The sequence below is a fragment of the Pseudomonas sp. NY15437 genome (genome assembly GCF_048068435.1).
Classification (GTDB): Bacteria; Pseudomonadota; Gammaproteobacteria; order Pseudomonadales; family Pseudomonadaceae; genus Pseudomonas; species Pseudomonas nitroreducens_B.
The window spans coordinates 1-11,975 of record NZ_JBLUQC010000030.1 but is presented as its reverse complement, the minus strand read 5'-3'; the positions used below and the strand labels follow the sequence as shown (position 1 = coordinate 11,975).

Sequence of the window (11,975 nt, the reverse complement as noted above, 5' to 3'; positions counted from 1 at the left end):
AAGTGATCGTTGCGATCAACAAGGACGAAGAGGCGCCGATCTTCCAGGTGGCCGACTACGGCCTGGTCGCCGACCTGTTCGAAGCCGTACCGGAGCTGGAAAAGGCCGTCTGATCCGTCATTCGCGGACCTGCAGGAGCGCGCCATGCGCGCGATCGCGGGCGCGGCCCGCGCCTGCGGGGCTCTGCCGGGCCATCACGATTGCGGCAACAAAAGGTGCGCGTTGCTGTTTATCAGCGTCTGCGCGACCTCCACCAGGCCGTTGATGGCGAACTGCACGCCCATGCACACCAGCAGGAAGCCCATCAGCCGCGAGATGGCGTCGATGCCGGACTTGCCGGTGGCCTTCATGATCAGGTCCGAGGCGCGCAGGCAGGCCCAGAGGATCAGCGCGGTGCAGAGGAAGATCAGCGGCGGCGCCACCAGGATCACCCACTGCGGGAAGCTGGTGCTGTGCTTGATGCTCGCCGCGGAGCTGATGATCATCGCGATGGTGCCCGGCCCGGCGGTGCTGGGCATGGCCAGCGGGATGAAGGCGAAACTGGTGCGCTCGGGCATCTCTTCGCGGGACTCGCGGGAGGGCATGGGGGCGGGGAACAGCATGCGCCCGCCGATGATGCAGAGGATGCCGCCGCCGGCGATGCGCAAGCCGGGAATGGAGATGCTGAACACCCCCATGATGAACTCGCCGATGTAGTAGGTGAGGGTCATGATGACGAACACGTAGCAGGCGGTGAGCAGCGCCTGCTGGTTCTTCTCTTCCCGACTGAACCCCTGGGACAGCGCGAGGAACAGGGCCACCGTGGTCGGTGGATTGATCAGCGGCAGCAGGGCGAGCAGCCCCAGCAGGATGGCGTCGAACAGGCTGCTCATGGGCGGGCGGTGCTCCGGGGCGATTGACTGGGGCAAGTGTAGGTGCGGAATCGGATTCCGCGCGCCGGGCGCGTGCCCACGCCGCGTCGCCACGGGTGCTGATCTACGCTATAGAGCGATACGTTGCCGCTGCGCTTCGCGTTGCGCCGTACTCGCCTGGAGCCATGCCCCGATGCCCGACACCTCGCCGCAATCCCGTTCCGGTTTCGACTGGCAGCGCTGGCTGCCCGGCCTCGTCACCCTGCGCCAGTACCAGGCGAGCTGGCTGCCCAAGGACCTGGCCGCCGGCCTGGTGCTGACCACCATGCTGGTGCCGGTGGGCATCGCCTATGCCGAGGCCTCCGGCGTGCCGGGCATCTACGGGCTGTACGCGACCATCATTCCGCTGCTGGCCTACGCGCTGTTCGGGCCGAGCCGCATCCTGGTGCTCGGGCCCGATTCGGCCCTGGCCGCGCCGATCCTCGCGGTGGTGGTGCAATACGCGGCGAGCGACCCGCAGCGGGCGATCGCCATCGCCAGCCTGATGGCGCTGGTGTCCGGCGCGGTGTGCATGATCGCCGGCCTGCTGCGCCTGGGCTTCATCACCGAGTTGCTGTCCAAGCCGATCCGCTACGGCTACATGAACGGCATCGCGCTCACGGTGCTGATCAGCCAGTTGCCCAAGCTGTTCGGCCTGAAGATCGACAGCCAGGGGCCGCTGCGCGATCTCTGGCAGCTCGGCCAGGCGCTGCTGGAGGGCAAGGCCAACTGGACCAGCTTCGCCGTCGGCGCCGGCAGCCTGGTGCTGATCCTCCTGCTCAAGCCCTACAAGCGCATTCCGGGCATCCTCATCGCGGTGATCCTGGCGACGCTGGCGGTAAGCCTGCTGGACCTCGGCAGCCATGGCGTCAAGGTGCTGGGGCAGCTGCCGCAGGGGTTGCCGTCGTTCGCATTGCCGTGGGTGAGCGATATCGATCTGCTGGAAGTGGTGCTCGGCGGTGTCGCGGTGGCGCTGGTGTCCTTCGCCGATACCAGCGTGCTGTCGCGCACCTATGCGGCGCGGTTGAAGACGCCGGTGAACCCCAACCAGGAGATGTTCGGCCTCGGCGTGGCCAACGTCGCCTCCGGGCTGTTCCAGGGCATTCCCATCAGCAGCAGCTCCTCGCGCACGCCGGTGGCCGAGGCGGCCGGGTCGAAGACGCAGCTCACCGGCATCATCGGCGCGCTGGCGGTCACGCTGCTCCTGCTGGTGGCGCCCAACCTGATGGAGCACCTGCCCAACAGCGCGCTGGCCGCGGTGGTGATCGCCGCCGCGCTGGGGCTGTTCGAATTCGCCGACCTCAAGCGCATCTACCGCATGCAACCGTGGGAGTTCTGGCTGTCGATCAGCTGCTTCGTCGGCGTGGCGGTGTTCGGCGCCATTCCCGGCATCTGCATCGCCGTGGTGATTTCGGTGATCGAGTTCCTCTGGGACGGCTGGCGGCCGCACCACGCCGTGCTCGGACGGGTCGACGGGGTGCGCGGCTACCATGACGTAACGCGTTACCCGAATGCCCGGCGCATTCCTGGCCTGGTGCTGCTGCGCTGGGATGCGCCGCTGTTCTTCGCCAATGCCGAGCAGTTCCAGAACCAGGTGCTGGCGGCGCTGGACGACTCGCCGACGCCGGTGCAGCGGCTGGTGATCGCGGCCAGCCCGGTGACCAGTATCGACGTGACCTCCGCCGACATGCTCGCCGAGCTGGACAAGGTGCTGGAGCAGCGCGGCGTGGAGCTGCAGTTCGCCGAGATGAAGGACCCGGTGAAGGACAAGATGAAGCAGTTCGAATTGTTCGAGGGCCTGGGCGAATCGGCGTTCCACCCGACCCTCGGCGCGGCGGTGGATGCCTACCTGGCCGATTCCGGGGTGGACTGGACGCCCTAGGCCGGACGAACCCGTGCGCGGCGGCGGTCGATCCAGATGAGCATGCCGCTGGCGTACAGCGACACCGCGAGGAACAGCGCCATGCGCACGGCGAAGGCGCGGTAGACGTCCTGGCCGCCGGCGCTGTCCGCCACCGACTGGCCGAGCAGGATCAGCACGGTGGTCAGGCAGCTCACCCAGTAGGCCGGGCTCTTGCGGGTGGCGACGACGGCGTAGAGCCGGCGCCCTTGCCAGAGGGTGGCCAGCAGCACCCAGAGGAAGAACATCCACAGGTGCACGAACAGGCTCAGGGCGCCCCACACGAGGATCGCCAGCACGCCGGCGAGCAGGGTGGAACCGATCAGCTCGCGGCTGGCGTGGCGCGCGCGGGTTTCCCCGGCCTGTTGGCCAAGGCTCACCGATTTCATGATCAGCGGCATGAAGCGGTCCGGCGCGATGATCGCCAGCAGGAAGGCCGGCATCACGATCAGCACGGCGCGCAGGGCGATCCAGGCGGCGTCGTCCTCGCTGGGCAGCGGCGGGGCAGGGGGTGAGGGCGCATGGGCAGGCTCCGGGAACAGTGCATGGGCGACGGCGGTGCTCAGCACCGCCAGCAACATGCCCTTGGCCAGCGCCGCGACCACCGACAACGCCAGGGTGAAATCGCTGGTGCCGGCGGCGGCAATCATGGTCAGGCCGATCACCAGCAGGTTCGCCAGCAGGCCGTTGCCGCCCCGCAGCGCGTAGCGGAACACGCCGTACAGCCCGACGCCCACCAGCAGCACGCCACTGAGCGGCGCGTGGCGCAGCAACGGAATCAGCAGCAGGCCGACGCCGCAGCTGAGCAGCACCAGTACCGCCAGCGCCGGTGCCGCCTTGAGCGGCAGGGCCTGGGCGCGCATCGCCAGCAGGAGCACGGTCAGCACCGGGGCGAGAAAGGGGATCGGCAGGCCGATGCCGTAGCTGGCCGCCAGGCACAGCGCGGTGCCCCAGGCCAACCGGAGCGCGCGGCGGCGCCGCAGCTCAATAGGCATACGACAGCCAGCTCATCAGCCACATGAACGCCCGGCCGAGCAGGTTCAGCGGGTTGCCTTCGCTGGGCAGCGCCATGACTTCCGCCTGGCCGCCCACGCGCAGGCCTGCGGGTCCTTGCAGCTGGTCGCGGTCCAGCTCGACGATGACCGGGAAGCGCTGCGCCGAGCGCAGCCATTCGCGGCTGTTCTGCACCGTGGGCAGCGAGCCGGGCGGCGTGCCCTGGCCGACGCTGACGCCGTAGCCGATGCTGCGGATGTGCCCCTTGAGCAGCTCGCCGGGCAGCGAATCGAGCACCACCAGTACTGGCGTGCCGTTGCGCAGGTGGCCGAGGTTGTTTTCGGTCATGTCGGCGCTGATCCACAGGTCGTGGATGGCGATCAGCGTCATCATCGGGCTGCCGGGGCCGACGTAGTGGCCGACGTCGGTGCGCAGGTCGGTGATCAGGCCGTCGGAGTCGGCGCGCACGGTGGTGCGGGCGAGGTCCAGACGGGCCTTGGCGACAGTGGCGGTGGCGCTGCGCAACTGGGCGTTGTCTTCGTCGTGGCCGCCTTGCTGTTCGCGGGCGCGCTCGACCTCGGCGCGGGCAGCGGCGACCTGGCTGGCCGCCTGCTCGCGGGTCGCCTGGGCGCTCTCCAGGCGCCGCACGGAGACGGTGCCGGGGTCTTCCTGGTAGAGCCGTTGCAGGCGCTCGGCATCCTGCCGGGCCTTGCGCTCGTTGGCCTGGGCGGCAGCCAGTGCGGCCTGGGCCGAGTCGATGCCGGCGGTGCTCGCGCCGATCTGCCGGCGCACCGTGTCCAGGTCGGCTTCGGCGCGCTGCAGGGCGATGCGGTACTGCTCCTGGTCCAGCTCGAAGAGCACGTCGCCCTTGCGCACCTCCTGGTTGTTGCCCACGGCGACGCGCTTCACCTGGCCGGCCACCTCGGCGCTCACCGGCACCACGTAGGCCTGCAATCGCGCCTGCTGGGTGTAGGGCGTGAAGCGGTCGGCGAGCAGGTACCAGACCAGGCTGACGACGATCAGCAGCAGCACCAGGCGCATGCCCCGGTCCGGCGCGGACGCACGGGGGGCGGGAGCGGAGGGCGGTGAGGGCGGCGGGGCGGGGGTGTCGCTCATTTCGGGCGTCCTTGGTCCGTGGCGGCCGGGGCGGGCTCGTCGAGCAGGTCGCCCCAGTCGGTGCGTTGTTGCATCTGTTGCCGGGTGGCCGGGTCGATGGGTGCGCGCTGGCTGTCCCAGCCGCCACCCAGCGCCTTGTACAGCGCCACCAGGTTGCTGACCGCGTTGCCCCGGCTGACCAGGTAGCCGTCCTGCTGTTGCAGCAGCAGTTGCTGGGCGTCGAGCACCCGCTGGAAGTCGGCGAAGCCTTCGCGGTACTGGGAGCTGGCGAGGTTCAGCGAGCGTTGCGCCGCCTGCGAGGCCTGCTCGCGGATCCCGGCGCTCTGCAACGAGCGCACCAGCCCGCTGGCGGCGTCATCGGCCTCGCGCGCGGCGTTGCGCACGTCCTGCTGGTACAGCTCGATCAGTTGCTGCAGGCGCGCATCCTGCACCCGCACGGCGTTCTTGCGCCGACCGTAATCGAAGGGGTTCCAGATCATGCTCGGCCCGGCGGCGAGGTTGAAGCTGTCGGGCAGGTTGTGCGCCGAGACGAAGCTCCAGCCGATGCTGCCGATCAGGCTCAGCGACGGATACAGGTCCGCCTCGGCGACGCCCACCAGCGCCGACTGCGCCGCCACCGCCTGCTCGGCGGCGCGGATGTCCGGTCGGCGTTGCAGCAGGCTGGCCGGCACGTCCTGGAGGATCGCGCCGGTGGGCATCGGCAACTGGCCATGCCGGGCGAGCAACTCGGGCATCTCGCCCGGCGGCCGGCCGAGGAGGGCGCAGAGGATGTTGCGCAGGGCGTTCACCTGGTTCTCGAACTCGGGGATGGTGGCCTGGGTCGCCAGGTACTGGGTGCGCGCCTGCTGCCAGTCCAGTTCGTCGTTCTCGCCATGGCGGAACAGCCGTTCGGTGATCTCCAGGCTGCGCTCCTGGCGCTTGGCGTTTTCGCGGGCGATGTCCAGGCGGGCTTCCGCCGTGCGCAGGCCGAAGTAGGTGTCGGCGACCTGGGCGCGCAGCAATACCATGGCATCGGCGTAGTTGGCCTGGGAGGCGAAATACACCGCATCCGCCGACTCGATGGCGCGGCTGAAGCGCCCCCAGAAGTCGATCTCCCAGCCGATGTCGAAGCCGATGCTGGATTGCCAGAACACCGAGTCCCGCGCGCTGGGGGCACCGTGCTGGTTCTGCTTGAGGTAAAGGCTGTCCGCGCTGATCTGCTGCAACTGCGGGTAGCGCCCGGTCTGGGCGATGGCCAGCTGCGCGCGCGCCTCGGCGATGCGCAAACCGGCCACGCGCAGGCTGGTGTTGTGCGCATCCGCCTCGGCGATCAGGGCATCCAGGGTCGGGTCGGCGAACACCGTCCACCAGCGGCTGAAGTCCGGCGCGGCAGCGCGCTTGCCGGCCTGCTCCAGCAACGGCGTGCGCCAGTCGTCCAGCCACGGCGACGGCGGCGTCTGGAAGTCCGGCCCGTGGGTGCAGCCGCCCAGCAGGACGGCCACGAGCAGGCTGCAGCGTCTGGCGCGCTCGGGCATGGCGAGCGGGGTCACTCGCCGGGTGTCGCCGGCTGGTCCAGCTTCGGCACCTGCTGGTCGACCCATTGCCAGAACAGCTTGTAGGTCACCGCCAGGATCACCGGGCCGAGGAACAGGCCGATGATGCCCTTGACCACCATGCCGCCCAGGGCGCCGATCAACACCACCGGCATCGGCACGTCGACGCCGCGGCCCAGCAGCAACGGCTTGAGCACGTTGTCGGCGAGGCCGGCGACGAAGATATAGAGGGAGAAGGCGATGGTTGCGCCGGTGAAGCCTTCGGTGCTCAGCACATAGATGATCACCGGCAGCGTGACCAGGGTCGCCGGCGCCTGGGCGATGCCCAGTACCAGGACGATCAGCGCGAGAATGCCCGCCCCGGGGATGCCCTTGATCACGAAGCCGATGCCGATCAGCAGCATCTGGATGAAGGCGATGCCGATCACCCCGAGCGCCACCGCACGGATGGTGGCGGTGCACAGCGCGGCAATGTGCAGGCCGCGTTCCGGGCCGGAAATGCGTATGGCGATGCGCTGCGCGGCGATGGTGCCCATTTCGCCGAACGCCATGATGATCCCGGAGATGATGATCGCGCCGACGAACAGCAGGAAGGCCCCGCCGGCACTGGCCGCTGCACCCAGCAGCATGCGCCCGGCATCCTTGATATTGGGCATCAGGCCGCGCAGCACGTCGGTCAGGCTGGTGGACGCCGCCAGCCAGAGGTCATAGACGCGCGGGCCGATCAGCGGCCACTCCGCCACCGACGGCTTGGGCGCCGGTACGTTCAGGGTGCCGCTCTTGAGGATGTCGCCGACGCTGCCGGCGGATTCGGTGATGGACATCGCCATCAGGTAGATCGGCACGATCAGCACGAGCAGGACGAACAGCACCAGCAGCGTCGCCGCGTGGCCGTCCTTCAAGCCGGTGCGCGCCTTGACCTTGCGCAGCACCGGGTAGAGGGTGACCGCCAGGATCACCGACCACAGCATCAGTTCGAGGAACGGCTGGAACACCTCGAAGGAGAAGATCACCAGGGCGGCGACCAACCCCGCCTTGATGAGGATGTCGAGCATGCCCTGGGACAGGGCGCCGTCGAGTTTGAAGCCGGGTTGCATGGTGTTCTCCTCAGGCCGGACGGTCATTGGCGCGGTTCGGCGCTTTGCAGGTTCTTTTCAGGAGGCGGCAGCCCGGAAGACTGCCGCCCGGGGGGCTGCTGCGCGGCGAGCGGACCGACGCCGGAAAGCCCGGCACCATCGTCGTCGAAGCGGCCACCCGGCTCGTCGTCGCGGCCCTGGCGATGCAGCTCCAGCAGCGATTGCACTTCCTGCTGCTGGTAGCGGCGCACCCAGGCCTCGGCCTGTTCTTCGCTCGCACCCAGTTCGATAAAGGCGCGGCGTCCCATTTCCAGGCTGGAATGGAAGGTCTCACGCACCGGGTTGGCGCCCCGGTCGAGCAACTGCAGGACTTGCTGGCGGTTCAGCGCACGGGCGATCACCCGTGTCTGCGGATAGAGGCGGGAGAGGGCGTCCACGGTGTCCAGGTTGATCTGCGGATCGTCCGTGGCCACGATCACCAGGTCCGCGTCGCCGACCTTGGCGGCATGCAGGATTTCCGGGCGGGTCGGGTCGCCGTAGTAGACCGGCACCCGACCCTCCTTGCGCTGGCGGACCAGGGCGTCCATCGAGGTATCCAGCGCCACCACCGGCACGCCCTGGGCCTGCAGCAGGTTGGCGACCACGCGCCCCATGCGGCCCAGGCCGGCGATGACCACGCGGGGTGCGTCGCTGACCTCCGGCGGGTCGTCCGGGCGCTCCTTCACCGCTGCCTCGCCGCGCAACGGGCGGGCCAGCGCCATCATCACCAGCGGCACCACGGCCATCGACAGGGTGATGACCAGCACCAGCAGGTCGTGGACGCGCGGGTCCAGCAGGCGGTGATCCAGGCCCAGCTTGAACACCACGAAGGCGAACTCGCCGCCGGAGGCGAGCACCACGGCCAGGCAGAGGGCTTCGGCGCGCTCCAGCCCGCCGGCGAAGCGCCCCAGGCCGAACAGCAGCGGCAGCTTGATCGCCACCAGCAGCAGCGTCAGGCCCAGCACCAGCAGCGGTGCGCCGAGCAGCAGGCTGAGGTCGGCGGTCATGCCCACGCCGACGAAGAACAACCCCAGCAGCAGCCCCTTGAGCGGCTCGATCTGCGACTCCAGTTCATGACGAAACTGCGATTCGGCCATCAGCATGCCGGCCAGAAAGGCGCCCAGCGCCATGGAGACGCCGACGTGCTCCATGATCCAGGCGGTACCCAGCACCACCAGCAGCGCGGTCGCGGTCGAGAGTTCGCGCAGCCCCGAGCCCATCGCCCAGGTGAAGACCGGGCGCAGCAGGTAGCGGCCGCCGACCACCACCACACCGATGCCCACGGCCACCGTGAGCAACGGACGCACGCCCTCATCGGACGGGTCGCCGCTTCCGGCCAGCAGTGGCACGACGGCAATCAGCGGGATCGCGGCGATGTCCTGGAACAACAGAATGCCCACCGCCAGCCGGCCCTGGGGCTTGCCCAGTTCCTTGCGCTCGGCGAGCACCTGCAGGCCGAAGGCCGTGGAGGAGAGCGCCAGGCCCACGCCGAGCACCACGGCGGCGGCCGGCGTCTGGCCAAACAATGCGAAGGCCAACAGGCCGAGTACCAGGGCCGTCAGCCCCACCTGCAGCGAACCGACGCCGAACAACGACCGGCGCATCATCCACAGGCGGCGCGGCGAAAGCTCCAGGCCGATGATGAACAGCAGCATCACCACGCCCATCTCGGACAGCCGGCTGACGTTCTCCGGGTGGCTGACCAGGCCCAGCACCGACGGGCCGATCAGGATGCCCGCCAATAGATAGCCCGGCACCGCGCCCAGCTTCAGGCGCTGCGCCAGGGGCACGAGGATGACGACCGTCAGCAGGAAAATTACCGTCGCCTGCAGCAGGCTCCCGTCATGTGGCATTCATCAGCCCTCTTGTGGTTCCTTGCGGGCCGTCGGCCCTGTCGATAACGCCGGCGGGCATGTCCCGGCCGGCCGCTTCCTGGCTGCCACGTCACCCTTGCTCCCAGGGCTTCTTGAAAGAAAGAGAGCAGGGGGCTTGTCTCTGCTACGCACCGGTCAGGCACCGTGCCGCGCCGAGGAAGGTCCTGGACGTCCTCGCGGGTGCTGTGCGGCGTGCATTGAGTATGGGTGATCCGTAGCTTTTTGCCGGCCGGGGAGCTTACGGGCCGATCCGCCGATGGAAAATACAATTCCAGCAGATTCAAAGACTTACGAGGTTCACAGCTTCCAGATGGGACCGTATGTGCCAAAACAGGCATTGGCCAGGGCCTGCGGACGCACGCCGTGGGTCTGGTAACCGCCGTATTCGTTGATTTCCAGGGTCAGTTGCGGGGTGAGCTCCCGGCCGCTTTTCAGGCGCACGCTGTCGAACACCTGCAGCTTCTTGCCGGTGTTGACCACGCTGGTTTCCATCCACGCATCCGGCGTATTGGCTTCGTCCAGCCGCGCCAGCAGCGCGTTGTACAGCGGCAGGTGACGGCCATCGGGCGCCTTGCAGTCGATGTTGATCTGCTTCACCAGCGCCTCGGCCTCGGCGGAACTGAAGTACAGGCGGGCGCCGAAGTCGCGCTGCAGTCGGTCCACGTAGGAGCCTTGCCCGGTCTCGCGGGACGCTGCGCTGACCGGTTGCGGAGCGATATCCGCCTGGCAGGCCGCGCGGTTCTTGTAGAACGTGTGGGAAACCCGGACGCCGGTGGGCGTGTAGATCGCCGAGGTGATCAGCACCTCGCCGTTGGCGCTCAGGTGTTCGCCATCGGCCACATAGTCGCCGCCGTTGCCCCAGACACCCTCGGGCAGGCCGTTCGGCCATTCCACGCAGGTTGGCTGGGAGGTATCACGGCGTAGTTCATACACGCGCTGCTGAAGAAAGCTCGCGGACGTTTCGGCGTGAGCGACGAAGGACGTCAGTAAAAGGCTGGCGGTGACGAACAGACGAGTCCGATTCAAGAAGCATCTCCTGATTGCCCAACGCAACGCCGTCGGGCCGCACGCTCAGAAGAATAGCCGGGCGTTGGGCAAATGCTGTTCGAAGATCGGGGCGATCGAATGGGAAAGGCACAACGGGTGAAAACGTTGATGAATTAGCGGACACCTCTAATTGTTTGAATTTAATGAATATTATTTTTCGTTCGATAATTGAGCGTATTTCTGTTCTGCCTCCCAGATAGTTCGTTCGGAAATCCACCAATTCATCGCACGGATTTGTCAGGCTTTGTAGCCGATCTAAATCCTGCTCAATCGAGAGAGCGGGTGGCCTGTACAGTGGCTTATACTTTTTTCTTATATGCAGCTGAGTGCTTGCAAGTAAAGCAAATTTTCTAGATTCACTTAGTTTCCCTAAGTCGTTGAGTTAATTGGATTTCGTTGGAGTGTCAATTCATGGGTAATTCATGATTTGCGCTGATTTATATGTATATTGACGGCGCATTAAGTTGATTTTATTGCATGTTTTTTAGATTCGAATTATACCTTCTGAGAATTTCTTTCATTCGATGAGATTCATCATGTTGAAAGATTTGAATTCTAATCAGTTGGTTGTTAAGGATGGGTGTCGAATTGATGCGTTTCATAGTGATGATACGCTAATCTCTATCAATGGTCTGAGCATCGGATTAAAGCTTTCTGATCAGTCGGAAATGGATGTGCAGGACTCACTTAGCCAGAGTAGTGGTCGCGCATCTTTGGCAGGCTTAAATAGAGCTGCCAAGATTTGCTTGGTAATGAGAAAGTGGGTGGCTGGCGAGATATCCATTAGTGAAGTAGAGACACTACTCAGCTTAAAGCGAAGTCGTGTATATGACCTTCGAAAAAAGTACTTGCAGGCAGACAGTGCGTGTGAGCTTGTCGCGAGGAAGCCTGGAGCTCCACTGGGATTACGCAAAGTTTCAAAAGAATCTCTGACAATAATAGAGGAGGCCTACAATGAGTCATTCAAGGGCCTAAAGTCCTCTATCGCGCGCGTATACAGAAAGGTTCAGATACTATCTAAGAGGGAAAGTATTAAATGCCCTAGCTACTATCAAGTCAGAAAATTTGTAAATAGCAGGAGCGAAAAAGAACGACACCTGCGAAGGTTTGGCGGGGAAAAAAATAGTGAGGTATATAAGCCCAAGCCAGGCAGTAGGAAAGTGCACAGCCCAATTGAGGTTGTGCAAATGGATCACACTCAGATTGATATTCTCCTGGTGGATTCGGTCACGCGAAAAGTAATAAATAAGCGACCTTGGATTACAATGCTTATTTGCTTGAAGACCAGGGTAATTTTAGGATTCTATATATCCCTAAATTACCCAAACTCTGAGACAGTTGCGAGTTGCATAGTGTTTTCATGTTTGAAAAAGAGTGAGTATCTTAAAAGGCGAGGGTTGAATCGCCCCTAGTTTCGTAGACACCTCCAAGCCTCATAATGAGGCCCATCAGGAGGTGCCATGAGCAACCAGCGTTACCCCGAAGAATTCAAAATCGAAGCGGTCAGA

Annotated in this window: 8 protein-coding genes and 1 pseudogene; 2 read left to right on the top strand and 7 right to left on the bottom strand. The window is 65.4% G+C overall.

Annotated features, from left to right (window positions below; genetic code table 11):
* Nucleotides 1-113: pseudogene (locus tag ACNFIA_RS31790) on the top strand (electron transfer flavoprotein subunit alpha/FixB family protein); the annotation flags it as partial.
* An 81-nt stretch (nucleotides 114-194) separates the two neighbouring features.
* Here ACNFIA_RS31790 and ACNFIA_RS31785 read toward each other — a convergent pair.
* On the bottom strand, nucleotides 195-872 hold the full coding sequence (locus ACNFIA_RS31785) for a MarC family NAAT transporter (protein ID WP_416790975.1): 678 nt from the start codon (nucleotides 870-872) through the stop codon (nucleotides 195-197).
* A gap of 172 nt (nucleotides 873-1,044) precedes the next feature.
* Between ACNFIA_RS31785 and ACNFIA_RS31780 the strand changes: the two genes are divergently transcribed.
* Nucleotides 1,045-2,772, top strand: a complete 1,728-nt coding sequence (locus ACNFIA_RS31780; protein ID WP_416790974.1) for a SulP family inorganic anion transporter — start codon at nucleotides 1,045-1,047, stop codon at nucleotides 2,770-2,772.
* On the opposite strand, the gene ACNFIA_RS31775 is transcribed toward ACNFIA_RS31780, so the two are convergent.
* From ACNFIA_RS31775 to ACNFIA_RS31750, 6 genes are all read right to left on the bottom strand, one after another.
* On the bottom strand, nucleotides 2,769-3,785 hold the full coding sequence (locus ACNFIA_RS31775) for a DUF2955 domain-containing protein (RefSeq protein WP_416790973.1): 1,017 nt from the start codon (nucleotides 3,783-3,785) through the stop codon (nucleotides 2,769-2,771). The genes ACNFIA_RS31780 and ACNFIA_RS31775 overlap by 4 nt on opposite strands.
* Nucleotides 3,775-4,899, bottom strand: coding sequence for an HlyD family secretion protein (locus tag ACNFIA_RS31770; RefSeq protein WP_416790971.1), 1,125 nt, complete (start codon nucleotides 4,897-4,899; stop codon nucleotides 3,775-3,777). The genes ACNFIA_RS31775 and ACNFIA_RS31770 overlap by 11 nt, the downstream gene beginning before the upstream one ends.
* Nucleotides 4,896-6,413, bottom strand: coding sequence for an efflux transporter outer membrane subunit (locus ACNFIA_RS31765; protein ID WP_416790976.1), 1,518 nt, complete (start codon nucleotides 6,411-6,413; stop codon nucleotides 4,896-4,898). Before ACNFIA_RS31765 ends, ACNFIA_RS31770 begins: the two co-directional genes overlap by 4 nt.
* Before the next feature lie 11 nt (nucleotides 6,414-6,424).
* Nucleotides 6,425-7,528: an AI-2E family transporter gene (locus ACNFIA_RS31760; protein ID WP_259755011.1), complete on the bottom strand. Its 1,104-nt coding sequence runs from the start codon at nucleotides 7,526-7,528 to the stop codon at nucleotides 6,425-6,427.
* A gap of 23 nt (nucleotides 7,529-7,551) precedes the next feature.
* Nucleotides 7,552-9,399, bottom strand: coding sequence for a monovalent cation:proton antiporter-2 (CPA2) family protein (locus ACNFIA_RS31755; RefSeq protein ID WP_416790970.1), 1,848 nt, complete (start codon nucleotides 9,397-9,399; stop codon nucleotides 7,552-7,554).
* Nucleotides 9,400-9,717: 318 nt separating this feature from the next.
* A complete protein-coding gene (locus tag ACNFIA_RS31750; RefSeq protein WP_416790969.1) occupies nucleotides 9,718-10,446 on the bottom strand; it encodes a hypothetical protein in 729 nt (242 codons plus the stop codon).
* Nucleotides 10,447-11,975: the final 1,529 nt, after the last annotated feature.

Excerpts from the sequence above, each read along its gene's own strand:
- ACNFIA_RS31775 (WP_416790973.1), bottom strand. The coding sequence starts at position 3,785 with ATGCCTATTGAGCTGCGGCGCCGCCGCGCGCTCCGGTTGGCCTGGGGC.
- ACNFIA_RS31755 (WP_416790970.1), bottom strand. The coding sequence starts at position 9,399 with ATGCCACATGACGGGAGCCTGCTGCAGGCGACGGTAATTTTCCTGCTG.
- ACNFIA_RS31770 (WP_416790971.1), bottom strand. The coding sequence starts at position 4,899 with ATGAGCGACACCCCCGCCCCGCCGCCCTCACCGCCCTCCGCTCCCGCC.
- ACNFIA_RS31760 (WP_259755011.1), bottom strand. The coding sequence starts at position 7,528 with ATGCAACCCGGCTTCAAACTCGACGGCGCCCTGTCCCAGGGCATGCTC.
- ACNFIA_RS31780 (WP_416790974.1), top strand. The coding sequence starts at position 1,045 with ATGCCCGACACCTCGCCGCAATCCCGTTCCGGTTTCGACTGGCAGCGC.
- ACNFIA_RS31785 (WP_416790975.1), bottom strand. The coding sequence starts at position 872 with ATGAGCAGCCTGTTCGACGCCATCCTGCTGGGGCTGCTCGCCCTGCTG.
- ACNFIA_RS31765 (WP_416790976.1), bottom strand. The coding sequence starts at position 6,413 with ATGCCCGAGCGCGCCAGACGCTGCAGCCTGCTCGTGGCCGTCCTGCTG.